Source organism: Streptomyces sp. NPDC031064 (genome assembly GCF_055570965.1).
The window spans coordinates 392,848-417,106 of the sequence record NZ_JBVIGF010000008.1; the positions used below are offsets into that span (position 1 = coordinate 392,848).

21 protein-coding genes are annotated in these 24,259 nt (G+C 73.1%); 10 read left to right on the forward strand and 11 right to left on the reverse strand.

Going from position 1 to position 24,259, the window contains the following annotated elements:
- Positions 1–138 precede the first annotated feature (138 nt).
- Together ACZ46W_RS28430 and ACZ46W_RS28435 are read right to left on the reverse strand one after the other, a co-directional pair.
- Positions 139–1,326 carry an ROK family transcriptional regulator gene (locus tag ACZ46W_RS28430; protein ID WP_468343439.1) on the reverse strand — a complete coding sequence of 396 codons (1,188 nt, stop codon included), beginning with the start codon at positions 1,324–1,326 and terminating at the stop codon, positions 139–141.
- 221 nt (positions 1,327–1,547) lie between these two features.
- Positions 1,548–2,612 carry a mechanosensitive ion channel family protein gene (locus ACZ46W_RS28435; protein WP_468343442.1) on the reverse strand — a complete coding sequence of 355 codons (1,065 nt, stop codon included), beginning with the start codon at positions 2,610–2,612 and terminating at the stop codon, positions 1,548–1,550.
- A gap of 235 nt (positions 2,613–2,847) precedes the next feature.
- On the opposite strand from ACZ46W_RS28435, the gene ACZ46W_RS28440 reads away from it, so the two are divergent.
- A complete protein-coding gene (locus tag ACZ46W_RS28440) occupies positions 2,848–3,381 on the forward strand; it encodes an HNH endonuclease (RefSeq protein WP_468343266.1) in 534 nt (177 codons plus the stop codon).
- A 117-nt stretch (positions 3,382–3,498) separates the two neighbouring features.
- Here ACZ46W_RS28440 and ACZ46W_RS28445 read toward each other — a convergent pair whose 3' ends face one another.
- On the reverse strand, positions 3,499–6,474 hold the full coding sequence (locus tag ACZ46W_RS28445; RefSeq protein WP_468343269.1) for a beta-N-acetylglucosaminidase domain-containing protein: 2,976 nt from the start codon (positions 6,472–6,474) through the stop codon (positions 3,499–3,501).
- A 291-nt stretch (positions 6,475–6,765) separates the two neighbouring features.
- Between ACZ46W_RS28445 and ACZ46W_RS28450 the strand changes: the two genes are divergently transcribed.
- From ACZ46W_RS28450 to ACZ46W_RS28465, 4 genes are all read left to right on the forward strand, one after another.
- Positions 6,766–7,026, forward strand: coding sequence for a hypothetical protein (locus ACZ46W_RS28450; RefSeq protein ID WP_468343272.1), 261 nt, complete (start codon positions 6,766–6,768; stop codon positions 7,024–7,026).
- Entirely contained in the window at positions 7,027–9,150 is a 2,124-nt protein-coding gene (malQ, locus tag ACZ46W_RS28455) for a 4-alpha-glucanotransferase (RefSeq protein WP_468343275.1), read from the forward strand. It begins immediately after the preceding gene.
- 20 nt (positions 9,151–9,170) lie between these two features.
- Positions 9,171–9,398, forward strand: a complete 228-nt coding sequence (locus tag ACZ46W_RS28460) for a hypothetical protein (protein ID WP_366131322.1) — start codon at positions 9,171–9,173, stop codon at positions 9,396–9,398.
- Positions 9,399–9,608: 210 nt separating this feature from the next.
- Complete coding sequence (locus tag ACZ46W_RS28465; RefSeq protein WP_468343445.1) at positions 9,609–10,514, forward strand: DMT family transporter; 906 nt, start codon at positions 9,609–9,611, stop codon at positions 10,512–10,514.
- A gap of 76 nt (positions 10,515–10,590) precedes the next feature.
- Here ACZ46W_RS28465 and ACZ46W_RS28470 read toward each other — a convergent pair whose 3' ends face one another.
- Entirely contained in the window at positions 10,591–10,842 is a 252-nt protein-coding gene (locus ACZ46W_RS28470; RefSeq protein ID WP_468343278.1) for a hypothetical protein, read from the reverse strand.
- 179 nt (positions 10,843–11,021) lie between these two features.
- Between ACZ46W_RS28470 and ACZ46W_RS28475 the strand changes: the two genes are divergently transcribed.
- Positions 11,022–11,924 carry a LysR family transcriptional regulator gene (locus ACZ46W_RS28475; protein ID WP_468343281.1) on the forward strand — a complete coding sequence of 301 codons (903 nt, stop codon included), beginning with the start codon at positions 11,022–11,024 and terminating at the stop codon, positions 11,922–11,924.
- Between the two features lie 279 nt (positions 11,925–12,203).
- Here the strand turns inward: ACZ46W_RS28475 and ACZ46W_RS28480 are convergent, their stop codons facing one another.
- Positions 12,204–12,863 carry a TetR/AcrR family transcriptional regulator gene (locus ACZ46W_RS28480; RefSeq protein WP_468343284.1) on the reverse strand — a complete coding sequence of 220 codons (660 nt, stop codon included), beginning with the start codon at positions 12,861–12,863 and terminating at the stop codon, positions 12,204–12,206.
- Between the two features lie 138 nt (positions 12,864–13,001).
- Here ACZ46W_RS28480 and wrbA point away from each other — a divergent pair, with 138 nt between their 5' ends.
- The 4 genes from wrbA to ACZ46W_RS28500 all read left to right on the forward strand — a co-directional run bounded on the left by wrbA (position 13,002) and on the right by ACZ46W_RS28500 (position 17,109).
- Positions 13,002–13,616 carry an NAD(P)H:quinone oxidoreductase gene (gene wrbA / locus ACZ46W_RS28485; protein ID WP_468343287.1) on the forward strand — a complete coding sequence of 205 codons (615 nt, stop codon included), beginning with the start codon at positions 13,002–13,004 and terminating at the stop codon, positions 13,614–13,616.
- A 48-nt stretch (positions 13,617–13,664) separates the two neighbouring features.
- Positions 13,665–14,807: an allantoicase gene (gene alc / locus ACZ46W_RS28490; protein ID WP_468343290.1), complete on the forward strand. Its 1,143-nt coding sequence runs from the start codon at positions 13,665–13,667 to the stop codon at positions 14,805–14,807.
- A gap of 257 nt (positions 14,808–15,064) precedes the next feature.
- Positions 15,065–15,997 (forward strand): SAM-dependent methyltransferase, encoded by a 933-nt coding sequence (locus tag ACZ46W_RS28495; protein WP_468343293.1) that lies wholly within the window; start codon positions 15,065–15,067, stop codon positions 15,995–15,997.
- Positions 15,998–15,999: 2 nt separating this feature from the next.
- Positions 16,000–17,109 carry a terpene synthase family protein gene (locus ACZ46W_RS28500; RefSeq protein WP_468343296.1) on the forward strand — a complete coding sequence of 370 codons (1,110 nt, stop codon included), beginning with the start codon at positions 16,000–16,002 and terminating at the stop codon, positions 17,107–17,109.
- 15 nt (positions 17,110–17,124) lie between these two features.
- Here ACZ46W_RS28500 and ACZ46W_RS28505 read toward each other — a convergent pair whose 3' ends face one another.
- The 6 genes from ACZ46W_RS28505 to pepN all read right to left on the reverse strand — a co-directional run bounded on the left by ACZ46W_RS28505 (position 17,125) and on the right by pepN (position 24,235).
- Positions 17,125–18,513 (reverse strand): cytochrome P450, encoded by a 1,389-nt coding sequence (locus ACZ46W_RS28505; RefSeq protein ID WP_468343299.1) that lies wholly within the window; start codon positions 18,511–18,513, stop codon positions 17,125–17,127.
- Positions 18,510–19,133: a GTP-binding protein gene (locus tag ACZ46W_RS28510; RefSeq protein WP_468343302.1), complete on the reverse strand. Its 624-nt coding sequence runs from the start codon at positions 19,131–19,133 to the stop codon at positions 18,510–18,512. Before ACZ46W_RS28510 ends, ACZ46W_RS28505 begins: the two co-directional genes overlap by 4 nt.
- A complete protein-coding gene (locus ACZ46W_RS28515) occupies positions 19,114–19,491 on the reverse strand; it encodes a DUF742 domain-containing protein (RefSeq protein WP_468343305.1) in 378 nt (125 codons plus the stop codon). The genes ACZ46W_RS28510 and ACZ46W_RS28515 overlap by 20 nt, the downstream gene beginning before the upstream one ends.
- The gene (locus ACZ46W_RS28520) at positions 19,488–19,895 is read right to left on the reverse strand and encodes a roadblock/LC7 domain-containing protein (RefSeq protein WP_073751149.1); all 408 of its coding nucleotides are present in this window, start codon (positions 19,893–19,895) and stop codon (positions 19,488–19,490) included. The genes ACZ46W_RS28515 and ACZ46W_RS28520 overlap by 4 nt, the downstream gene beginning before the upstream one ends.
- Entirely contained in the window at positions 19,892–21,481 is a 1,590-nt protein-coding gene (locus ACZ46W_RS28525; protein WP_468343309.1) for a sensor histidine kinase, read from the reverse strand. Before ACZ46W_RS28525 ends, ACZ46W_RS28520 begins: the two co-directional genes overlap by 4 nt.
- 186 nt (positions 21,482–21,667) lie before the next feature.
- Positions 21,668–24,235, reverse strand: a complete 2,568-nt coding sequence (gene pepN, locus ACZ46W_RS28530) for an aminopeptidase N (RefSeq protein ID WP_468343312.1) — start codon at positions 24,233–24,235, stop codon at positions 21,668–21,670.
- Positions 24,236–24,259: the final 24 nt, after the last annotated feature.

The following is a 24,259-nucleotide window of genomic DNA, read 5'->3' on the forward strand; positions in this document are numbered from 1 at the left end:
GTTCGCTTCGTTCGCTGTTCTCCGCTCGCGAGTCGTTCCGTGCTCGCGGACCGTCTGTGCGCTGTCCCGGATCGCTGCCCGGTGCTCGCCGTTCGCTGCCCGGTGCCGTGCCCGGTGCCCGGTGCCCGGCGTCGCGCCCTAGCTGTGGCGAGAGGTGTCGAAGACTTCGTCGCGCGTGGCGGCCAGCGCGCTCTCCAGCGCGCCGCGCAGCACGGGATGTCGCTGTACGCCGCCGATGACGAGCCGCGGCCGGGAGGCGGCCAGCTCGCCGAGCTCGGCCTGGACGCGGGTGCGCAGCGCCTCGCCCCCGGCGACGATCACCTCGCCGGACAGCACCACCAGCTCGGGGTCGAGGACCGCGACCAGCGAGGCGAGACCGGTGGCCAGCCCGGTCGCGAAGGCGTCGAGGAGCCGCCGGTGGGGCTCCGAGTCCGGCGCGGCCGCCGCCCTGGCCAGGAGCGCGGCGGCGACCTCCGCGTGTTCGCCGCGCTCCCCGCGTTCCCCGCGCGGGATGTCGTCGATGCCGTACTCGCGGGCCAGCCGGGGCAGCACCTGGGCGCCGGCCAGCTCCTGGAAGCCGCCGCTGTTCGCCCTGGTGACCTGCCGCACCAGCGGCGCGCCCGGCACGGGCAGGAAGCCGACCTCGCCGGCGCCCCCGGTGAAGCCCCGGTGCAGCCGACCACCGAGCACCAGCGCGGCGCCCAGCCCCTCCTCGTTCCACAGCAGGACGAAGTCCCCGTGCCCCCGCGCCGCCCCGAGCCGCTGCTCGGCCAGCGCCACCAGGTTCACGTCGTTCTCGTACTCGACCGGCATGGGGAGGGCCGCCGCCAGCTCCTCCAGCAGCGTGGGGGAGTGCCAGCCCGGCAGGTGGGAGGCGTACCGGAGGCGCCCGGTCGACGGGTCGAAGGCGCCCGGCGTGCCGATCACCAGCCGGTGCACCTCGGCCCGTGTGATGCCGGCCGCCTTCACCGCCCCGTCCAGCGCCTCGGTCACCTGCCGTACGACGTCGCCGGCGGGCCGCTGCGGGGTGGCCAGCTCGAACTCCCCGGCCACCGCGCCGGTCACGTCGGCGACGGCCGCGCGGATGCGCCGGGGGTTCACGTCCAGCCCGGCGGCGTACGCGGCGCGCGCGTTGACGGCGTAGAGCTGCGCGTTCGGCCCCGGTCGCCCCTCGGTCACCCCGGTCGCCACGACCAGCCCGGCCGCCTCCAGCCGCGCCAGGAGCTGCGAGGCGGTCGGCTTGGACAGTCCGGTCAGCTTCCCGATCCGGGTCCGGGACAGGGGCCCGTGCTCCAGCAGCAGATCGAGCGCGGCCCGGTCGTTCATGGCCCGCAGCACGCGTGGCGTGCCGGGCGTGCCGGGCGTGGTTCCGGAGGTTCCGGTCACGAGGGGATGCACCTGCCCTCACACTGTTAGGAAAGTTTCCTATTCGGTTGCGGAGACGGTAAGGCGCATGTCAGGAGCCCGTCAAGACCCCGGGGAGCGGGGTACGGCGAAGGGGCGCCCCCGCCGTACTGGCGGGGGCGCCCTTCGCGTCGTACCGGGCGCTACTTCGTCAGGTTCGGCGGGGGCGTCAGCGGGGTCGCCGCGACCGACTGGGGCGAGGTGGTGGAGGCGAAGGCGGACGGGGGCGACATGCCCGCCGTCGGGTCCGCCGGGCCGTCCTCCGCCGGGGCCGCCGGGAGGCCGCCCACGATGCGGATGCCCGCCTCGTCGAACGCCCGCTTGATGCGCCAGCGCAGCTCGCGCTCCACGCCCAGGGACTTGCCCGGCATGGTCTTGGCCGAGAGCCGGATCGTCATGGAGTCCAGCAGCACCTCGTTGAGGCCCAGGATCTCGACCGGGCCCCAGAGGCGCTCGTTCCAGGGCTCCTCCTTGGCCATGGCGTCGCCCGCCTCGCCGATCACCGCGCGGACGCGGTCCAGGTCCTCGGTCGGGCGGACCGTCACGTCGACCGTGGCCGTGGACCAGCCCTGGCTCAGGTTGCCGATCCGCTTGATCTCGCCATTGCGGACGTACCAGATCTCACCGTTGTCGCCGCGCAGCTTCGTCACGCGCAGCCCCACCTCGATCACCTCGCCGGAGGCGACCCCCGCGTCGACCGAGTCACCGACCCCGTACTGGTCCTCCAGGATCATGAAAACGCCGGAGAGGAAGTCCGTGACCAGGTTGCGCGCGCCGAAACCGATCGCGACACCGGCGACACCGGCCGAGGCGAGCAGCGGCGCCAGATTGACGTTGAAGGCGCCGAGGATCATCAGCCCGGCGGTGCCCATGATCAGGAACGAGGCGACGGAACGGAGGACCGAACCGATCGCCTCCGAGCGCTGCCGGCGGCGCTCGGCGTTCACCAGGAGGCCGCCCAGCGCGGACCCCTCGACCGCCTGGGCGCTGCGGTTCATCCGCTCTATCAGCTTGGTCAGCGCCCGGCGCACCAGATGCCGCAGCACCACGGCCACGGCCAGGATCAGCAGGATGCGCAGACCGGTGCTCAACCAGGTGGACCAGTTCTGTTCCACCCAGCCGGCGGCCTCACCGGCCTGCTTGGCGGCTTCGTCGAGCGACACCGGCGCGGGGGTGGGGTCGGCAGCCGGAACGGCGGACCAGAGCACGGCGGGAACCTCCAGGATGGACAAGCGGACCAATTACATTTAACGGCTCATCGAGGGTGGTTCGTTGCCATGTTCGAGGGAGAGCTGCGTCTCACCTGGGGATGATCCGGGTGTGGTCGAAAACACTTCGGGCCCGTTACCGGTACGTGGTGGCGCTTCGACCTGGCATGAGGAGAGACTGAGAGCAGATCGTCCCGGCGCGAGCCACGCGCCGCCGGCGTAATAGGAGGCATCCGTGCCGCATGTCCTGGTCCTCAACGCGTCGTACGAGCCCCTCGGCGTCGTACCGCTCCGCCGCGCGCTCGTCCTCGTCCTGGAGAACAAGGCCATCTGCCTCGAGGAATCCGGCGCCTTCATGCACAGCGCGACCCGTGTCATCGCCGCACCCAGTGTGGTCCGCCTGAAGCGGTTCGTACGGGTCCCCTACCGGGGGCCCGTTCCTCTGACCCGCAAAGCCCTCTTCGCCCGCGACGGCGGGCGCTGTATGTACTGCGGTGGCGTCGCAACCAGCGTCGACCACGTCGTGCCGCGCAGTCGCGGCGGACAGCACGCCTGGGAGAACGTCGTGGCGGCCTGCCGCCGCTGCAACCACGTCAAGGCCGACCGGCACCTCCGGGAGCTGGGCTGGCGGCTCCACCAGCAACCCGCCCCGCCGACCGGCCTGGCCTGGCGCATCATCGGCACCGGGCACAGGGACCCGCGCTGGCTGCCGTACCTCCAGCCGTACGGCGCGGACGACGCGATGGCCCGGATCGATCGCGTTTCTTAGGGGCTCGGTTCGGCTCCGGGGCGCTCAAGCGTGTGTCGCCGGTCGATCGTGCTCGGCTGCTCGTTCCTCACAGCCTCCGCGCGTTCTTCCTTTCGACACCCGCCGCGCCCCTTCGCCTCACTCGCCAGGCGCCCCGGCGGGTGCCCCCGGGGGAGCCGGGGCCGTCACCGCGTAGGCCTCGACCGAGAACAGCGAGTAGCCGTACTCGGTCGCCCGCGCGTCGCCCTGGACGCGGACGAAGCGGGTGCCCGGCGCGTCCATGCGGACCGCCTCGCGGCCCCCCTTCCCGTCCTGCACGGTCGCCGCCGTGCGCCAGACGCGGCCGTCCGCCGACACCTGGACGCGGTACCGGCTCGCGTACGCGTCCTGCCAGTGCAGCACCACCTGGCCGAGCCGCACCGGCTGGGCCAGCTCCATCTGCCACCAGGCGCCGTCCTCGGCCGGGGACGACCAGCGGGTGTCCGGGTCGCCGTCGATCGCGGCCGGGGCGGGGAAGTCGGGGGTCTCGTCGCCCGACGAGGAGGCCGTCGCGGTACGGGCCAGATCGGGGCCGCCCGTCGCCGGGTACGCCCGGACGGTCAGCGTGCGCTCCTGGCCGGCGAAGGACAGCGGCACCCGGTAGTCACCCGCCGGGGTGTCCGCCGGGACGGTGATGTCGACCGGGACGGTGGCGGCCGTGCCCCGCGGGACGGTGGTCTGCTTCGGGACGGTGACCTTCAGGCCCTTCGGGGCCTTCGCCGTGAGCGCGCCGTGCACCTCGCCGGGCCGCTGGGCGGCCAGCACCGCGTTCACCCGGCTCGGGGCGCCGCCGATCACCGCGTCCGCCTCGGTGTGCGGCAGCTCCAGGCGGGCCTGCGGCTCGTCCGCGAACCACGGGACCAGGGCCCGCACGCCCGGGGACCGCCCGCTCCAACTGATCCGTACGGCGTCGGCGGCCACGCCCCGCACGGCCGCCTGGGTCCAGCCGCTCGCCGACAGCCCGCCCAGCCGCCGCCACCCCTGGCCGGGCACGTGCGCCTCGACGGAACCGTTCGCGGGGTGCGCCCCGGGCGCCGTCATCGCGGTGACCGTGTCCAGCGGGCGCGCCCGGTCCAGGCGCACGGTGTACGTCCCGTCCTCGCGGGTGACCGTGCCCGCCCGGCGCGCCGCGCCCGTCCAGCGCGCCGCCTCCTTGACGGCCCGCGACAGGAACGGGTCCAGCACGCCGTCGCCGACCGTGACCGGGCTCGCCGCCAGCTCCTCGCGCAGCGGCTCCAGCTCCAGCGAGGCCCGCCACGCCGCCGCGCCGTCGCCCCGCGACTGCGCCTGGAGCATGTCCACGGCCGCCTCGCCCGCGCGTCCGTACCGCGAGAGCTGCTCCAGCCACGGCCGCACCTCGTCGTCCAGCAGCCCGTCCGCCGTGCCGGCCAGCCGCTCGGGAGCCTCGCGCATCACCGTGAACGCCGCCCGCAGCTCGCGCGCCGCCCGGTCCCGGGCCGCCGCGTCGGCCGTCGTACTCGCACGGGTGCGCCAGAAGTCGGCCAGCAGCGGGCGGAGGTACGCCGACTCGGTGCGGCTGAGGATGGAGGAGGCGTCGTTGCCGGCGAGGGCGTGCAGCGCCTCCCGGGCCTTGGGGTCGCCGCCCGCCAGGTCGTTCAGCGCGGCGTGCCAGGACTCCGCCGGGCGGTAGCCCTTGGGGTTCCAGGCGTAGTCGGCGGCGGTGAAGACGGGGATGCGGGACGCGGCCGCCTGCTCCATCGCGTTGGCCAGCAGGGCGGCGGAACCGGCCGCCACGGCCGGCTCGCGGCCCATGTAGGGGCCCAGGAAGATACGGTCCTGCGCGTAGTCGTTGACCGGATAGTTGTCCATGGTGACCAGCGGGTGCCCGAACACGTCACGGGCGCCCGCCAGTTCGCGGCCGGTGATCGTACGCGGGACCACGCCGACGCCCGTCCACGCCACCTGCACCCGGTCGTCCAGCTCGGCGGCGAGCGCCGTGCGGTACTCGGTGGCGCCGTCCTGGTAGTACTCGGTCGGCATCAGCGTCAGCGGCTCGGCGTCCGGGTACCGGCCGGCCAGGTGCCGCGCCAGTTCCGTCGCCACGCGCGCGTGCGCCCGGGCCGCCGACGCGGGGCCGGCGCCGAAGGTGTCCGCGTCCCTGGAGCAGTGCCACTCGTCGTAGGAGGCGTCCTGGAACTGCACCTGGAAGGCGCGCACCCCGAGCGCGTACATGGCGTCGACCTTGCGCTTGAGCGCCGACAGGTCCTTCTCCGAGGCCAGGCACATCGCCTGGGCGGGCGCCACCGCCCAGGCCAGCGTCACGTGGTTGCGCCGGGCCCGCTCGGCCAGCTCCCGGAACTCGGCCCGCTGGGCGGCCGGATAGGGCTCGCGCCACTGGGTCTGGCGGTACGGGTCGTCACCGGGCGCGTAGAGGTACCGGTTCTGCTTGGTGCGGCCCATGAAGTCGAGCTGCGCGAGCCGCTGTTGGTGGCTCCAGGGGCGGCCGTAGAAACCTTCCGTCAGGCCGCGCACGGCGGTACCGGGCCAGTCGCGCACGTGGACGCCGGGCACCGCCCGGTCCGCGGCTATGAGCTGGCGCAGCGTCTGGACGGCGTGGAACAGCCCGTCCGTGCCGACACCGTCCACGGCGACCGTGTCACGGCCCTCGTACCGGCCGGTCGCGATGCGGTACCCGCCCGACGGGAGGTCACCGCGCTCGGGCGCGCGCAGGGCGCGCAAGGCGCTCTGCGCGCCGGTGCCGCCCAACAGCACAACCGGCCCGCGTCCGTCCGGCCCGGTGTGGACGGTGCGCACACCGGCGCCGCGCAGGACGTCCCGGAGCGTGCTCACGGCGTACGGGTCGGCGCCCTCGCCCGCCAGGAGCGTCACCTCGTCGCCCAGCGGCACCGCCGTGCCGGCCGCCCGGAGGGACTGCGGGCGCGGCCACACCGGGGGCAGCGCGGCGTCGTCCCGCTCGGGCACGGTCGTGGTGGGGGAGCCCGGCCCGCCGGGCGCGGCGACCGCGCCGGGAGCGCCGCTCAGCAGCCCGCCGATCACGGCGACGGCGACGGCCGTCGCGGTCCGCTTCCCGCGGCCGAAGCGCCCGAACTGCACGCGCGTCTCCCCTCGTCTTTCGTTGTTCTGCGAGTAGCTTTGCCGGTGGCCCGACCGGTGGCTGAACCGGTCGGTTTCGAGCCCACCACCGACTCGCCGAAGGTGTCAATGTGCGTGGCCGTTGTGTCGTATTTGCCTACCGGGGCACTACCGGGGCACTTCCGGGGTACGGGAGGCGGTCCCCTTCCCGTCACGGGAACGCCATGTGACCGACGCCACGTTGGACGGATGTGTGGCCGCCCACTGGGTAGGGCTGCTGTGTCCCACCGTCACCTTCACAGGGAGGCCACCGTGGCCGCTTCCGCCCAGCTCCTGCTCACCGCCCTCTCCAAACAGGTCCCCGAACAGGCCACCGGCCAGGCCCTCGAACGGGTCCCGGGCCCGGCCTTTCCGGCGGACCTGCCCGCCGCCGACACCCCGCTGACCAGCGAGCCGCCGCTCCCCGACGCCACCCCCCTCACCAGCGAACCCGCACTCACCGACTTCACCCCCCTGACCAGCGAGCCGACCGCGCACCGCACGGCCGGCGGACCGGAGTCCCCAGGAGCCTGAATGACCCTTGCCCGGCTCGCCGCGCTGCACGGTGTCGCCACCGCGTACTCCCCGTCCGCGGGCGTCACCGTCCCGGTCCCCGACGCCACGGTGGTGGAGGTCCTCGCCGCCCTGGACGTCGACGCCGCCACGCCGGGGGCGCTGCGCGCGTCCCTGGCCGCCACCGAGGCGGCCAGGGACGCCCGGCTGCTCCCCCCGGTGCTGGTCCTGTGGCAGGACGGCCCCCGCGAGGACGCGGCCCCCCAGGGGCGCCCGCCCGAGCTGCCCCGGCCGCTCGCGGCGCTCCCTCCGGGCACCGACGTGCGGATCACCACCGAGCACGGCGACGAGATCTCCGGTACGCCCCGCTGGGCCCGCCTCCCGCTGGGCGTGCACCGGCTGTGGGCCCGGGCACGGGACGGGCGCACCGCGCACAGCACGCTCGTCGTGGCGCCCGCGCGCGTGCCCCAGCCCTCCGGGGGCGGGTACGGCGTGCTGGTCCAGCTCTACTCGCTGCTGTCCACCCGGTCCTGGGGCATGGGCGACCTCGGCGACCTCCGCGAGCTGGCCGACTGGGCGGGGCGGGTGCTGGGAGCCGGGTTCGTGCAGGTCAACCCCCTGCACGCGGCCGTTCCGGGCACGCCCACGGACCCCTCCCCGTACCGCCCCTCCTCGCGGCGCTTCCCGGACCCGGTCCACCTGCGGATCGAGGACATCCCCGAGTACGCGTACGTGCGCGGCCATCTCGGCGGCGAGGAGCGCGCCGAGCTGGACGCGCTCACCGGGCGCGCGGCGGAGCTGCGCGAAGGGGTGCTGCGCAAGGGCGAGTTGATCGACCGCGACGCGGTGTGGGTGCTCAAGCGGCAGGCCCTGGAGCTGCTGCGGCGCGTGCCGCTCGGCCCCGGGCGGCAGGCCGCCCTGCGGGAGTTCCGCGCCGCCCAGGGCCAGGCGCTGCTGGACCACGCCACCTGGTGCGCGCTCGTCGAGCGGTACGGCGCCGACCGGCGGCAGTGGCCCGAGGGCCTGCGGGACCCGCGCTCGGCCGCCACCGCGCGCGAGCGCGACGAGCTGGCCGACCGGGTCGACTTCCACTGCCGGCTCGCCTGGCTCACCGACGAGCAGCTCGCCGCCGCGGCGCGGACCGCCCGGGAGGCGGGCATGTCCGTCGGGATCGTCCACGACCTCGCGGTCGGCGTGCACCCGGACGGCGCCGACGCGTGGGCGCAAACAGACGCGTTCGCCGCCGGAATGTCGGTCGGTGCCCCGCCGGACGCGTTCAACGCGCGCGGCCAGGACTGGGGCCTGCCGCCCTGGCGCCCCGACGCGCTGGCCGCCTCCGGCTACGCCCCCTACCGGGAGCTGCTGCGCGGGCTGCTGCGGCACGCGGGCGCCCTGCGCATCGACCACGTCATGGGGCTGTTCCGGCTCTGGTGGGTGCCCGAGGGCCGGCCGCCCACGGAGGGCACGTACGTCCGGTACGACGCCGACGCCATGCTCGCCATCCTCGCCCTGGAGGCCCACCGCGCGGGCGCCGTCGTGATCGGCGAGGACCTCGGCACGGTCGAGCCCGGCGTACGGGAGTCCCTCCAGCGGCGCGGGGTGCTCGGCACGTCCGTGCTGTGGTTCGAGCGGGACTGGGAGGGTACGCGGCGGCCGCTGCCGCCCGGGGCCTGGCGGGCGGACTGCGTGGCCACCGCCACCACGCACGACCTGCCCTCCACCGCTGCCCGGCTGACCGGCGAGCACGTCGAGCTGCGCCACCGGCTCGGGCTGCTCACCCGCCCGCTGGACGAGGAGCGGGCCGAGGACGCCGAGGAGGTCGCCGAGTGGCTGGCGTACCTGCGGGAGCTGGGCCTGCTGGAGGAGGGCCCGCGCGACGAGGAGGCCGAGATCCGCGCGGTGTACCGCTTCCTGCGCCGCACGCCCGCCCGGATGGCCGGGGTCTGGCTCCCGGACGCGGTGGGCGACCGCCGCCCGCAGAACCTGCCCGGCACCTGGGACCAGTACCCGAACTGGCGACTGCCGATCGCCGACGCGGAGGGCCGCCCCGTCACCCTGGAGGACCTGTCCGTCTCGCCGCGCCTGCACGCCCTGATGGACGTCCTGCGCCCGGCTACGGCACCCCCGGACGCGCGGGGTCTTTAGGCGTTCGCTACGTTTGCACCGTGGACAAGAAGAACGCCCTGCGCGCCGGCGCCGTCGCGGCCGGTACGACGCTGATGATGCTGCTCATGTCGTCCCCCGCGCTCGCGCTCACCCGCGACGACGGTGACGACCCGGGTTCCGGCCTGAGCGTGGCCGAGACCCTCGGCCTGTACGTCGCCGCCCCGATCGTGCTGTTCGCGGTGATCGCGGGCCTGGTCATGGTGCTCGACAAGTCCAAGAAGGTCTGACTTCGGCTCACTCGCCGACCCGCCCGGGTGGTACCCCGTACCGCCCGGGCTCAGCTATGCCCACACCGTTCAGATTTGCTGAATAGACAGATGAAAAAGTTTCGATGGACCTAAGTGGTGCCGCGCTGCGACGGTAGATCCCGCAACCGAGATCCCCTCCGTGGGGAGAGAGGCAAGGGGGTAACCGTGGCAGTCCTGGACCGCGTCCGCATCGCTGGGTCGACGACCGGGAGGGGTGTGGTCGCCGGGGCCTCCGGCCTCGGGCTCCTCCTCGCCGCCGTCGCGACGGTCGTCTGGTCGGGCAGCTTCGTCACCTCCCGGGCCCTCCACGACTCCGTCCCGCCCGTGCAGGCCGCCTTCTGGCGCTGGGTCGTGGCGATCCTCGCCGTCGCCCCCTTCGCCGCCCGCCAGGCGTGGCGCGAGCGGAAGATGATCCGCCGTCACCTGGGGTTCGTCACTCTCGCGTCCCTGCTCGGCGTCACCGTGTACAACACCCTGGTCAACCAGGCCGGGCTCACCACGTCCGCCGGCACCATGGGCATGGTCATGGCCGCCTCACCGGTCCTGATGGCGCTGTACGAGAGGCTCGGCGGCGCCCGGCTGGGCCCGCGCCGCCTGACCGGCATGCTGACCGCCTGCGCGGGCGTGCTGCTCCTGGTCGGCAAGGGGTCCCTCGTGCCCGGCCTGGCCGCCGGTGACCTGTGGATCGTGGCCGCCGCGGTGTGCTTCGCCTCGTACAGCGCCCTGCTCAAGCGCCGGCCGGCCGAACTGGGCGGACCGGTCTTCCTCTTCGCCACCTTCGTGCTCGGCGCCCTGATGCTGCTGCCCGCGTACGGCGTGAGCCTCGCCGTGCAGGGCGGCTTCGAGCCCACGGCCGGCACGGTGGGGCCGCTGGTGTACGTCGGCGTCTTCTCCTCCGCCCTCGCCTTCTTCGCCTGGAACAAGGCGATCGCACTGATCGGGGCGGCCCGGGCGGGCGTCGTGTACTACCTCCAGCCGGTGTGCGTGGCGCTACTGTCCTGGGCGCTGATCGGCGAGTCGATGGGCCCGTCGCAGTTCCTGTGCATGGGGCTGATCCTGGGCGGTGTGCTCCTGGGGACGGCCAGGCCGAGGTGAGCCGGCGTGAGGGCCTCGTACTGCCGGTGGCCGGGCGGTGGACGAGGCCCTCACGAGCGTCGCGGCGACGTGCGCGTCAGTGGGCGTGGCCGGCGGGGGTGCCGTGCCCGTGCCCGTTGCCGTCGTCGCCGTTGCCGTCGTCGCAGGTGTCGCTTCCGCTGTCGCTACCGCTGTCGGGGTCGTCCGGGTCCGTCGTCGCGGTCTGGACGGTGACGTCGTGGTGGGTGCCGCCGCCGGGCGCGGCGGTGGCCGTGGTGGTGAGTCCGAGTGTCGTGGCGAGAAGAGCCAGGGCCGCGACCAGCGCGGCGGTCGACTTGCGCAGTGCCATGCGGATGTCCCCCTACGGAGTTCCGGGCCGGATGCCCGTGCTCGTGCGCCGGGCACGCCAAGGAGTCTCCAAGTCCGGGATGGTGCGCGGCAACCGGTATCGGGTCTCATGTCCTGGAGACGCCAAAGGCCCTTATTGGGGGAGGAAGGCCGGAAATCTCCTTGTGTAGGTTGCGGGGCATGACCGAGTGGGACATCAAGAAGCTCCAGATCCTCCGCACCCTGCGCGACCGGGGGACGGTGACCGCCACCGCGGAGGCCTTGCTGATGACCCCTTCGGCCGTGTCGCAGCAGCTCACCAACCTCTCCAAGCAGCTCGGCGTGCGTCTCCTCGAGGCCCACGGGCGGCGGGTCCGGCTCACCGACGCGGCGCACCTCGTGCTGCGTCACGCCGAGGCGGTGTTCGCGCAGTTGGAGCGGGCGGACGCCGAGTTGGCCGGGTACCTCCAGGGGGAGGCGGGGGAGGTCCGGGTGGGGGCGTTCTCCACCGCCGTGCCCGCGCTGGTCGTGCCCGCCGTGCTGCGGCTGCGCGCCGCGCACCCGGGCCTGGAGGTCCGGGTGCGGGAGGCCGAGGCGGCCGAGGCGTACGAGCTGCTGTCGGCCGGGCAGGTGGACCTGGCGCTGTCCCTGGCGGCGCACGCGCCGACGGCCCGCGACCCCAAGTTCAGCCGCGTGCCGCTGCTGGCCGACCCCCTGGACGTGGCCCTCCCGGCGGGCCACGCGCTGGCCGCGGCGCCGGGGCTGCGGCTGGCGGACCTGTCGGGGGAGCGGTGGATCTTCGGTGGCAGCGGGCCGTGGTCGGAGATCACCAGGGCGGCGTGCGAGGCGGCCGGTTTCGTGCCGGAGCAGGCGCATTCGGCCGCCGGGTGGACGGCGATCCTGGCGATGGTGGAGGCGGGGATGGGCATCGCGCTGGTGCCCCGCATGGCGGCCGCCGAACGCGCGTCGGGCGTGGTGATGCGGGTCCTGGAGGCCGACCAGCCGCGCCGCCACGTGATCGCGGCGGTCCGCCGTGGCGCGGAGTCGGCCCCCGCCGTCTCACGCCTGCTCACCGCGCTCCGCGAGGTGGCGGCCCACCGGTGACGCCGAAGGCCGGGTGACCCCGGCGGCGGTCCGGTGGCCCGGGCGGTCGGGTGGCTCCGGCGGCCGGGTGGCTCCGGCGTCCGGCGGCCCGGTGACCCCGGCCCGGTGATCCTGGCGGTCCGGTGATCCTGGCGGTCCGGTGACCCCGGCGGCTCGGTGGCTCCGGCGGCCGGCGGCCCGGTGGCCCCGGTCCGGTGATCCTGGCGGTCCGGTGGCCCGGTGGCCCCGGTCCGGTGGCCCGGGAGGCCCGGGACCCCGGCGGTCCGGTGGCCCCGGCGGTCAGCGGGGGTGGGCGAGGCCCAGGAGGAGGGTGTCGGCGGCGGCTTTGATCTCGTCGGGTGTCCGCGCGGCGTCCCGGGTCAGATGGTGCAGCAGGCTCGGCATGAACGGCGCGAGCAGCATGTGGGCCAGCAGGGAGGCGTCGGCCTCCGGGTGGACGCGGGTGACGAGCACGGTCACGTGCGTGTGCATGGTCGCGTACGCGCCACTGTTGTAACGGGCGCTCGGTGCGGCCGCCTCCGCCGCGAGCATCATGTCGAGCTGGTCGTTGACGCGGTCGGCGAGCGCGTGCAGGAAGGCGCGCAGCCGCTCCAAGGGCGGGGCGTCGGGGCCCAGCGGCGGCGGGCCGGTCATGAACGCCTCCTGGAACTGCTTCTCGCGTTCGTCGAGCAGCGCGAACAGCAGTTGGGCGACGTCCCCGAAGCGGCGGTAGACCGTGCCCACGCCGATGCCCGTCTCGTGCGCGACCGCGTTCATCGTCAGTGCGCCCGGGCCCTTCTCGGCGACGATCCGCGCGGCCGCCTCCAGGATGCGGCGCCGGTTGCCGGCGGCGTCGGCCCGCTCCGAGCGCGCGGCGCGTTTCACCCGTCCCGCACGCTCCACGTCCTCGCCGGTGGGCCCGCCCGCGAGCGGGAGGTGGGGGCGCTGCGGCTCGTTCATGCTTCCAGCATAGACCTCGTACCGGAAAAGTATCCGCTTCTCCCGGGGGCCTCTTGCCAAGCGGATTCCTATCCGGTTAACTCGTCGATGTCGGCAAGCGGATAACAATCCGCTTCACGCTCCCGAAGGGTCCACGCCATGTCACCCAAGATCGCCGTCATCTACTACTCGGCCACCGGCAACGTCCACACCCTCGCCGAGGCCGTCGCCGAGGGGGCCGAGAAGGCCGGTGCCGAGGTCCGGCTGCGCCGGGTCCCCGAGCTCGCCCCCGAGGCGGCCATCGACTCGCTGCCCGCGTGGCGCGAACACGTCGAGGCCACCCGGCACGTGGAGGTGGCCGCCCTCGACGACCTCTCCTGGGCCGACGCCTACGCCTTCGGCACGCCCACCCGGTACGGCAATGTGTCCTCGCAGCTCAAGCAGTTCCTCGACACCACCGGTGGGCTGTGGCAGCAGGGCACCTTCGTCGACAAGCCCGCCACCGGCTTCGTCAGCGCGGCCAACACCCACGGGGGCAACGAGTCCACGCTGCTCGCGCTCTACAACACCTTCCACTACTGGGGTTCGCTCATCGTCTCGCCCGGCTTCACCGACCCGGCGGTGTACGCGGCGGGCGGCAACCCCTACGGCACGGCCCACCCCTCCTCCGCCGGTGCCCCCGGTGACGAGGTGCTCAACGCCGCCCGCTACCAGGGCCGGCGGCTGGCCGGCATCACCGCCCGGCTCCTTTCAGCGGGGCTTAACAGCCAGTGAAGAAACTTGCGCTGGACCTGACGGGTCCGGCGGCGGGAAGGTCGGTGCATGACCTTCGACGCCAACCTCACCGGCCCGGACCAGGACCCGCACGCCAACGACGCCGCGCCCTACGGCGGCGGTGACCCCTACGCCGACTACCGCGCCGGTGACTTCCCGTTCACCGAGCTGGTCGACCTGGCCGACCGGCGCCTCGGCGCCGGGGTCGTCGCCGCCAACGACGAGTTCTTCGCCGAGCGCGAGAACCTCCTCGTGCGTGAGCGGGCCGTCTTCGACCCGGAGCACTTCGGGCACAAGGGCAAGATCATGGACGGCTGGGAGACCCGCCGGCGGCGCGGCACCGACGGCGACAGCCCCTTCCCCGCCCCTGAGGACCACGACTGGGCGATCATCCGCCTGGGCGCACCCGGCGTCATCCGCGGCATCGTCGTCGACACCGCCCACTTCCGCGGCAACTACCCGCAGCGCGTGTCCATCCAGGCCACCTCCGTCGCCGGCTCGCCCAGCCCGGAGCAGTTGCTCGGCGACGACGTGAAGTGGGAGGAGCTCGTCCCGCCCACCCCCGTACGCGGCCACGCCGCCAACGGCTTCGAGATCGGCGCCGAGCGCCGCTTCACCCACCTGCGCCTGTGCCAGCACCCCGACGGCGGCATCGCCCGCCTGCGCGTCCACGGCGAGGTGGTGGCCGACCCCGAGTGGCTGGAGCTGCTCGGCACGATCGACCTCGTCTCCGTACTCAACGGCGGTGCGTACGAGGACGCGTCGGACAAGTTCTACTCGTCGCCCACGCAGATCATCCTGCCCGGTACGTCCCGCAAGATGGACGACGGCTGGGAGAACCGCCGCCGCCGGGTGCGCGGCACCAACGACTGGGTGCGCTTCCGGCTCGCCGCCCAGGGCGCCGTCCGGGCCGTCGAGATCGACACCGCGTACCTCAAGGGCAACTCCGCGGGCTGGATAGCCCTCCAGGGCCGCGACGGCGAGAGCGGTGACTGGTTCGAGATCATCCCGCGCACCCGCCTCCAGCCCGACACCCTGCACCGGTTCGTCCTGCCCGAGGCGGCCGTCGCCACCCACGTCCGGCTCGACGCCTTCCCCGACGGCGGCATCGCCCGGATGCGCCTGCACGGCTCACTCACCGACGAGGGCGCGGCCGCCCTCCGCTCCCGCTGGGCCGAGCTGAACGGCTGACCGGCCTCCGCCCGGCGGGCGGCCGCGCACCGATCGCCCACCCGCCGGGCGGGTTTCATCACTTTTCAGTCACGAGGGGCGCCCTCCGGGGGAGGGCGCCCCTCGTGCTGTCTGTTGTGGTCAACTCGCGCAGAAAGGGCCACTTTTGCACGTGACTATGCTCAAACACTGTGTGACTGAGGACTTTTTTCAGTCAGTTTTGGGCAGGGTGGGGCGGCCGACCAACACCCCCACATGACCGCAGGACCGGAGAACCGATGGACAGCAACCTCGCCATCCAGCCGACCACTGATGGCCAGGCATTCGACCAGGCGCAAGTCCCGCTCTACTACAGCCGCAAAACCGCGGACATTCTCCACAAGTACGGGCCCGGCCCCCGCGTCCACTTCCACGTAGGGCTGTTCGCCCCGGGCGCCGCGCCCAACACCACCGTCTCCCAGCGGGCCCTCAAGCGCCGCATAGTCGAGTCCCAGGAGGCGATCGTCGCGCACGCGGCGCGCACCTGGGGCGCGTACACCACCCCGCCCGGCAAGCTCCTGGACATCGGCTGCGGCGTGGGCGGCGGCTCGCTGTACTGGGCGCAGGAACACGGTGCCAAGGTCACCGGCATCACCGTCACCGGTGAACACATCCCGCTGATCGAGGACTTCGCCCGCCAGGCCGGCGTCGCAGGCCGGGTCACCCCGGTGCTCGGCGACATCCACGACTTCACCACCAAGCGCAAGTACGACGCCGCGTACGCCAACGAGAGCTCCGGCTACATGGACCGCGAGCGGCTCTTCCAGGTGGTCGCCAAGGCCCTGAAGCCGGGTGGCTGGTTCGGGCTCCAGGAACACTTCATCCGCCGCCCCGAATGGACCGAGTTCATCGACGGCTACTACAAGACCCGGCTCGGCACCCTCACCGAGTATATCCTCGCCGCCGAAGCGGCCGGCTTCGAGCTCGAACAGGACGAGGACGTCACCGACCGCGTCGCCGAGTTCTGGGTCCAGTCCATGGCCTGGAACACCGCCGAGCTTGAGCGCGTCGAGCGCGACGCCGGCCGGGAGGGCGCCGCCGACGGTCGGACCGCCTGGTCCCGTGAGCGGCTCCAGGAGTCCACCATCACGCACGGCAAACTGTTCCGGATCTGGCGGGACCACGCCATGGAGACGCGGCTGCTCCTCTTCCGCCTGGGCGGGGGCAACTGACGATGCCGCCCGTGTATGCGAAGGACGCTCCCCCCTCACGGATCGGCTGGCGACTGCCACCGTTCTACTGCCCCTTCGAGCGGGGCCTGATCCACCCCAAGGCCGTCGAGCTCGAGGAGCGGGCCATCGCCTGGATCGACGCCTACGGGCTGTACCCGGACGCCACCGAGCGCGCCTGGGGACTGGCCACCCACAGCGCGGACTTCACCAGCCGGATCATCCCGTACGGCGACACCGAGCCGATCCTGCTCTTCATCGAGTGGAACTACTGGGCCAACGCCGTCGACGACTGGCAGGACTCCGGGTCCACCGCCACGCGGACGGCCGACATCGCCGACCACAGCGCCCGCTTGGTCCGCGCCATCGAGGCTCCGGGCTCCGCGCTGCTGCCCCCGGGGCCGCTCACCGAGGCCCTGGACGACCTGATCACCCGGACCAGGGCGATGCTCACGCCCTTCCAACTGCGCAGGTTCACCGAGGGGACGCGCGACTGGCTGTTCGGCGCGGGCTGGCAGACCGCCAACGCCGAGCGCGGTGTCATGCCGTCCCTCAACGAGTTCGCCGCCATGCGGATGTCCGTCAACGGCACCCGTTTCACGCTCACCTGGTGCGACGCGGCCAATGGCATCCACCTACCGGCCGACGTGCTCTACTCGGCCCCCGTCCAGGCGCTGACCGACGCCGCCGGGTTCATCGTCTCCTGCGACAACGACCTCTTCTCCTACAACAAGGAGGACCACCAGGAGCCCTGGGAGCAGAACCTGCTCAACGTCGTCGCCCGGCACCACGGCTGCACCCCGCGGGAGGCGTTCGCCCCGGCGGTCGCGCTGCGGGACCGCGCGATGACGCTCTTCGTCCGGCTGCGCGACCGGCTCGCCCGGGACGCGGACGAAGCGCTCCGCCGCTATCTCGACTCACTCGCCCACTACGTGGCGGGCTGCATCGCGTGGCAGAACCTGGCGCCGCGCTACGCCAGCCCCCGCAACCGGAACACACTGCCGGTCGAGGGTGCCTCGTACGACATCACCTGGCGGGACACCCCGAGCGACCCGAGCCCCGAACCGCCACCGCTCCCCGCGATCGCCTGGTGGTGGCGGCAGCTCGAACGTTGACGGGCCGGGCCGGGCTCACCTCCGGCCCAGCAGACGGCTCCACCATGTCGTCCTGCCCGGGGCGCCGGTCTCCACCGCCACGGAAGCGGCGGGTGCCGGCACCGCCTCGGGCAGCGGCTGCGCCTTGCCGGCCCCGGACGCGCCCGACAGGGGCGCGGCCGTCGTGACCGTGGACCCGCGGGGTGTGAACGTCACGGGAAGGGCCACGAGCTGCCGCGACATCAGCGACGCCTCCCAGCGCAGCTCGCTCTCCGCCACCGCCAGCTCCACATCGGGGAGCCGGGACAGCAGGACGTCGATCCCGGTGTCCGCGATCGCCCGGCCGATGTCCTGGCCCGGGCACTCGTGCGGACCGCCGCTGAACGCCAGGTGCGAACGGTTGCCGTGCACCGGGACCGTGAGGTCCGGCCTGATCGCCGGGTCGACGTTGGCGGCGGCGAGCCCCAGCAGCAGCATGTCACCGGCCTTGATCCGGCGGCCGCCCAACTGGGTGTCCCCGGTGGCCCACCGCCCCAGGATCGTGGTGAGCGGCGGCTCGTCCCACAGCACCTGCTCCAGGGCGTCGGGCAGCGTCATATGGCCGCCGGAGAGGTTCGCGCGGAAGCGGCGGTCGGTGAGCACCAGGCGCAGGGTGTTGGCGATCAGGTTGGCGGTCGTGGAGAAGGCCGCGATCAGGACCAGGCGCAGATGCTCGACGATCTCGTCGTCGGAGAGCGCCGAGGAGTGCTCCAGCAGCCAGGAGGTGAAGTCCCGGCCCGGCACCTCCCGCTTGCGTGCGAGCAGTTGCCGCAGCACCTCCGTGACGTAGGCGTTGCTGGCCACGGCCGTCTCGGTGCCCTTGATCATGTCGCGGGCGGCCTCCACGAGCCGTGGACCGTACGAGTCCGGAGCGCCGACGAGCTGGGTCATCACCAGCATCGGCAGCGGCTCGGCGAAGTCCGTGACGAGATCCGCGCGGCTGGTCTCCGCGAACCCGTCGATGAGCTGGTCGGCGAACCGCTTCACATAGCGGCGCACACCCCGCCGGTCGAAGCGCTCCAAGGACTCGGTCACCGCGCTGCGCAGCCGCTTGTGCTCCGGACCGTCCTGGAAGTTGCACACCGGCTGCCACGCGGCGATCGGCGCCAGCGGATGGTCCGCCGCGACCTTGCCCTCCTGCATGGCGCGCCACAGCCGGGAGTCCCGCGAGAACCGCGACGGCGTACGCGCCACGTCCAGGTTCTCCCGGTGGCCCAGCACCAGCCAGGCCGGCAGGTCCCCGTGGACGAGGACGGGGGCGACACTGCCGTGTTCGGCGCGCAGCTTTTCGTACAGGGCCATCGGGTCGGCCTCGGCCTCGGGGCCGTACAGCCGGTGCGCGGGGCAGCCCGGTGGCGGGGCGGCGGGGGACGGTGGGGTGGTCACAATGCCTCCGGGGTCACGGCGAGGGAGTGCAGGTAGCGCATCAGTGTCATCAGGACGTCCCGGCTGGAGTCGCGGCGCCGGGCGTCGCACGGGACGATCGGGACGGACTCGGGCAGGTCCAGGGCGGCCCGCAGCTCTTCCAGGGGGTACTGGGGCGCGTCCGGGAAGGAGTTGACGGCGACCACGAAGGGGACTCCGCGCTCCTCCAGCCTGCCGATCACGTCGAAGCTGACCTCCAGCCGACGGGTGTCGACCAGGACCACCGCGCCCAGCGCGCCTTCGAACAGGCCGCGCCACAGGAACCAGAAGCGCTCCTGGCCGGGGGTGCCGAAGAGGTACAGCACCAGTTCCTCGTTGATGCTGATCCGGCCGAAGTCCATGGCCACGGTGGTGGATTTCTTGGTCCGCTCCACGCCCGCCGTGTCGTCGACGCCGACCCCGGCCTGGGTCATCGTCTCCTCGGTGGTCAATGGCCGGATCTCGCTCACCGAGCCCACCAGGGTCGTCTTGCCCACCCCGAAGCCGCCGACGATCACCACCTTGACCGCGGCGGTGGCCGTCGCCGGCAGGGCGTCCTCGTGGCGCGGCCCGGCGGGTGGCTCAGAGCTTCTGAAGTCCATCGATCACTGCCTCAATCAATGCGAGGTCGGGGAGTTCGGCGCGGGCGACGGGCGCGCGCGCCAGGACGTCTCCGGCGGTGAGCAGGTCACCGACCAGGACGGTCACCACGCTCACGGGCAGGGCGAGGTACGCGGAGATCTCGGCCACCGACAGCGGGGCCTGGCACATCCGCATGATCGCCGAGTGCTCCGGCTGCATACCGGGCCTGGGCCCCGACCTGGCCACGATCAGGGTGACCAGGTCGAGGGGGGCGGACCCTAATGAGCCGCTACGGCCACCGGTGATCACGTACAGCCGCTCGGGGCTGTGGTCCTCCCAGTCGTGGCCCTCACCGCGCGGGTGATCCGGGTCGCTCACGCGGGCTGCCCGTCGCGGCGGGGCGGGCTGCTGAGGTGCTCTCCGATCCGTGCCACCAGGTCGCGCATCCGCTGACCCATCAGTCCGGCGTCGACGCCCTCGTCGGCCAGGACGGCGAGGTAGGCGCCGGCGCCGGCCGCCATCAGGTAGAAGAACCCGCCGTCCATCTCGATCACGACCAGCCGCATCCGGCCCTCGCTGTGCGGGAGTTCGGCCGCGACCGCGCCCGCGAGGCTCTGGAGCCCGGCGCAGGCGGCGGCCAGCCGGTCGGCGGTGTCGGTCTCGGCGCCGTACTGCGCCATCCGCAGACCGTCGGCGGAGAGGACGATGACGTGGCGGGTCTGCGGAACGCTCTCGGCCAGGTCCTTGAGCATCCAGTCCATATCGGGCCGCTGCTGACTCATGGCTGTTCCCCCTTGCTCGCCGGGGCCGGCGAGGCGTCGCTGTTCTGGTCTGCGCCGGTCTGGCGTTCACCGGACAGGCCGCTCTGGAAGGCGGCCAGCCACATCCCGGGCTGCACCTGGGGTGCGGGTTCCGGTTCGGTCGTGGCGGTCCGGGTGGTCGTGGTGGTCGCGGCGGTGTCCGCCGTGGCGGTGGTCTCCGCCGTGGCCGTGGCCGTGGCGGTCGTCGCGGCGGGCTCCGCCGTCACCCGGGTCTTGCGGCGCCGCTGGGGCAGGCCGCTCGGGGTCCGCTCGGTGACGACGGGCGCGTCGGGCCCGGCCGTGGACGGGCCGGTGACCTGGCGGGCCGGGCCGGCGGGCTGTCCGGCCGCCTCCCGTGCGGCCGGTGCCAGGGCGCCCCGGGGCCCGGAGGAGGTGCCGATGCCGTGGGCGAGGCCCGTCGCGGAGGAGGCGGTGGTGATCAGGTCCTGCGGCACGACGAGGACGGCGCGGACACCGCCGTACGCGGACGAGCGCAGCGAGACCTGGAAGTCGTACGCCTGCGACAGCCGGCCGACCACGGCGAGGCCCAGGCGCGGCGTCTCGCCCAGGTCGTTGAGGTCGATGCCCTGCTGGGCCTGGCGGAGCATGCGCTCGGCCCTGCCCCGGGCCTCCTCGCTCATGCTCACGCCGCCGTCCTCGATCTCGATGGCGATGCCCGCGTTCACGTCCACCGCGGTCAGGTGGACCTTGGTCTGCGGCGGCGAGTAGCGGGTGGCGTTGTCCAGCAGTTCGGCCAGCGCGTGGATGAGGGGCTCGACGGCGGGGCCGACGACGGCGACCTCGGAGACCGAGTGCAGTTCGACGCGCTGGTAGTCGATGATCCGCGACATCGCGCCGCGCAGCACGCTGTACAGGGGCACGGCCTTGCTCCACTGGCGGCCCGGCCGCGCACCGCCGAGCACGGCGATGGAGTCGGCGAGCCGGCCGATGAGCGCGGTGCCGTGGTCGAGCCGCAGCAGGTCACCGAAGACGCTCGGGCTCTGCCCGTGCTGGTCCTCCATGTCCCGCAGTTCCTGGGCCTGTTGGTGCACGATGGCCTGGACGCGCCGGGCGATGTTCACGAACGCCCGCTGCGCCGACTCGCGCAGGTCCTCCTCGGCGACCACGGCGTCCAGCACCGAGCGCAGCACCGCGAGGTGGGCGGCCCGGAACTCCGGAGTCAGCCCGGGCCCGTAGGCGTCGGCGGCCTCCAGCGAGGCGAGGACGTCCTCGGGGAACTCGCCCTTGCGCAGCCGCCCCACGACGTCCGGCAGCAGCGTGTCGGCGAGCCGTACCGTTTCCGCCTCCTGCCGTGCGAGGGCCGTCCGCTGCTCGGCCACCGTCGCCCGGAGGCTCGCCAGCTCCCTGCCGCGCCGGGCGGCCGCACCGCAGGCGAGCGCGACCGCGACGAACGCGGCGGCTCCGAGCCAGGCGACCGGGGTACGGGCCGGCGCGGAGACCACGGCCACGGCGACGGTGGTGCCCGCTGCGATGACGATGGCGGGCAACGCCCATAGGGCGGGTGAGGCGGGCCCTGGACTTCCGGGCGACGATCCAAGTCGAACCATCAAAACCCTCAAACGATCGAAAGCGAAAGATCAAATGACAAGGACGCAACGGCCCGAAAGCTTATCGGTTCCGTGCATGAGCCTTGACAACGGGTCATGATGTGGACGTGACCGCCGAGTTACCAACGAAAGACGCCCCGGACCAGCCGGTCCGAGGCGCCTTCCGCCGGTGACCCGGCAGCCTCGCTACGCGTCCGCGGCCTGCGCCTTCAGCGCGCGCTCGATGCCCGCGCGGGACTCCGAAACCAGCCGCCGCAGCGCCGCGTTCGGCTCCGCGCTCGCCAGCCAGGCGTCCGTCGCGTCCAGCGTCTCCCGCGACACCTGGAGCGCCGGGTACAGCCCGACCGCGATCTGCTGGGCCATCTCGTGCGAGCGGGACTCCCACACGCCCTTGACCGCCGCGAAGTACTTCTCCGTGTACGGGGCCAGCAGCTCACGCTGGTCGGTCTGGACGAAGCCGCCGATCACCGCCTCCTGCACGGCGTTCGGGAGCTTGTCCGATTCCACGACCGACGCCCACGCCTCGGCCTTGGCCTCCTCGGTCGGCCGGGCCGCCCGCGCGGTCGCCGCGTGCCGCTCGCCCGCCGCCGTCCTGTCCCGCTCGTACTCGGCCGCGATCTCCTCCTCGCCGTACACCCCCGTGGCCGCCAGCCGCTCGACGAACGCCCAGCGCAGCTCCGTGTCCACGGCCAGGCCCTCGATCGTCTCCGTGCCCTCCAGCAGGCCGGTCAGCAGGTCGAGCTGCTGCGGCGTACGCGCGGTCGCCGCGAACGCCCGCGCCCACGCGAGCTGGTGGTCGCTGCCCGGCTCGGCGGTACGCAGGTGGGCCAGCGTCGCCTCCGTCCAGCGCGCCAGCGCCGCCTCGCGCCGCTCGGGCGCCGCGTACAGGTCCAGCGCCAGCTTCACCTGCCGGTGCAGCGACTGGACCACGCCGATGTCGGACTCCTTCGCGATGCCGGAGAGCACCAGCTCCAGGTACGCGTGCGTGGCCAGTTCGGCGTCCCGCGTCATGTCCCAGGCCGACGCCCAGCACAGCGCGCGCGGCAGCGACTCGGTGAAGTCGCCCAGGTGCTCGGTGACGTTCTCCAGCGACACCTCGTCCAGGCGGACCTTGGCGTACGACAGGTCGTCGTCGTTGAGCAGGACGACCGCCGGGCGGGCCTTGCCCACGAGCTGCGGCACCTCGGTCCGCTCGGTCGCCGTGACGTCCAGCTCCACGCGGTCCACGCGGACCAGGTGGCCGGAGTCGTCGAGGTCGTACAGACCGATCGCGATCCGGTGCGGCCGCAGCACCGGCTCACCCTTCGCGCCGGCGGGGAGCGCCGGGGCCTCCTGCCGCACCGCGAACGAGGTGATGACCCCGTCCCCGTCGACCTCGATCTCCGGGCGCAGGATGTTGATACCGGCGGTTTCCAGCCAGGCCTTCGACCAGGTCCTCAGGTCGCGCCCGGAGGTCTCCTCCAGCGCGCCCAGCAGGTCCGACAGGCGGGTGTTGCCGTACGCGTGCTGCTTGAAGTACGCCTGCACGCCCCGGAAGAACGCGTCCTCGCCGACGTACGCCACGAGCTGCTTCAGCACGGAGGCGCCCTTGGCGTAGGTGATGCCGTCGAAGTTGACCAGGACGTCGTCCAGGTCGCGGATCTCGGCCATGATCGGGTGCGTGGACGGGAGCTGGTCCTGCCGGTACGCCCAGGTCTTCATCGAGTTCGCGAACGTCGTCCACGAGTGCGGCCACCGCGAGCCGGGGGCCGCCGCCTGGCAGGCGATCGAGGTGTAGGTGGCGAACGACTCGTTCAGCCACAGGTCGTTCCACCACTCCATGGTGACCAGGTCGCCGAACCACATGTGCGCCAGCTCGTGCAGGATGGTCTCGGCCCGCACCTCGTACGCCGCGTCCGTCACCTTCGACCGGAACACGTACTGGTCGCGGATGGTCACCGCGCCCGCGTTCTCCATCGCGCCCGCGTTGAACTCCGGCACGAAGAGCTGGTCGTACTTGGCGAACGGGTACGCGTAGTCGAACTTCTCCTGGAACCAGTCGAAGCCCTGCCGCGTCACCTCGAAGATCGCGTCCGCGTCCAGGAACTCGGCGAGCGACGGGCGGCAGTAGATGCCCAGCGGCACGACCTGCCCGTCCGGGCCCTCGTAGGCGCTGTGCACCGCGTGGTACGGGCCGACGATCAGGGCCGTGACGTACGTCGAGATGCGCGGCGTCGGCTCGAATGTCCAGACGTCGTCTTTGGGCTCCGGGGTCGGGCTGTTCGAGATGACGGTCCAGCCGGACGGTGCCTTCACGGTGAACTGGAACGTCGCCTTCAGGTCCGGCTGCTCGAAGCTCGCGAACACCCGCCGCGCGTCCGGCACCTCGAACTGGGTGTAGAGGTACGCCTGGTCGTCGACCGGGTCGACGAACTTGTGCAGGCCCTCGCCGGTGTTCGTGTACGCGCAGTCCGCGACGACCGTCAGCTCGTTGCGCCCCTGCTTCAGGTGCTTCAGCTTGATCCGCGAGTCCCGGAACACGGCGGCGACGTCCAGCGCGTGACCGTTCAGGGTGACCTTGTGGACGGCAGGCGCCACCAGGTCGATGAAGCTCTCCGCGCCGTCCTCGGCGGAGTCGAAGCGCACGGTGGTCACGGACCGGTAGGTGCCGCCCTCCTGCGCGCCACTGAGATCGAGGTCGATCTCGTACGAGTCCACGGTCAGCAGCTCCGCCCGCCGCTGGGCCTCTTCACGGGTCAGGTTCGTGCCAGGCACCCGGTCATCTCCTCGTTGTGTGAC

What these genes read in the sequence shown, in the direction of transcription:
- ACZ46W_RS28430 (WP_468343439.1), bottom strand. Translation starts at nt 1,326, where the DNA reads ATGAACGACCGGGCCGCGCTCGATCTGCTGCTGGAGCACGGGCCCCTG.
- malQ (WP_468343275.1), top strand. Translation starts at nt 7,027, where the DNA reads ATGACCCTTGCCCGGCTCGCCGCGCTGCACGGTGTCGCCACCGCGTAC.
- ACZ46W_RS28470 (WP_468343278.1), bottom strand. Translation starts at nt 10,842, where the DNA reads ATGGCACTGCGCAAGTCGACCGCCGCGCTGGTCGCGGCCCTGGCTCTT.
- ACZ46W_RS28475 (WP_468343281.1), top strand. Translation starts at nt 11,022, where the DNA reads ATGACCGAGTGGGACATCAAGAAGCTCCAGATCCTCCGCACCCTGCGC.
- ACZ46W_RS28480 (WP_468343284.1), bottom strand. Translation starts at nt 12,863, where the DNA reads ATGAACGAGCCGCAGCGCCCCCACCTCCCGCTCGCGGGCGGGCCCACC.
- wrbA (WP_468343287.1), top strand. Translation starts at nt 13,002, where the DNA reads ATGTCACCCAAGATCGCCGTCATCTACTACTCGGCCACCGGCAACGTC.
- alc (WP_468343290.1), top strand. Translation starts at nt 13,665, where the DNA reads ATGACCTTCGACGCCAACCTCACCGGCCCGGACCAGGACCCGCACGCC.
- ACZ46W_RS28495 (WP_468343293.1), top strand. Translation starts at nt 15,065, where the DNA reads ATGGACAGCAACCTCGCCATCCAGCCGACCACTGATGGCCAGGCATTC.
- ACZ46W_RS28500 (WP_468343296.1), top strand. Translation starts at nt 16,000, where the DNA reads ATGCCGCCCGTGTATGCGAAGGACGCTCCCCCCTCACGGATCGGCTGG.
- ACZ46W_RS28510 (WP_468343302.1), bottom strand. Translation starts at nt 19,133, where the DNA reads ATGGACTTCAGAAGCTCTGAGCCACCCGCCGGGCCGCGCCACGAGGAC.
- ACZ46W_RS28520 (WP_073751149.1), bottom strand. Translation starts at nt 19,895, where the DNA reads ATGAGTCAGCAGCGGCCCGATATGGACTGGATGCTCAAGGACCTGGCC.
- ACZ46W_RS28525 (WP_468343309.1), bottom strand. Translation starts at nt 21,481, where the DNA reads ATGGTTCGACTTGGATCGTCGCCCGGAAGTCCAGGGCCCGCCTCACCC.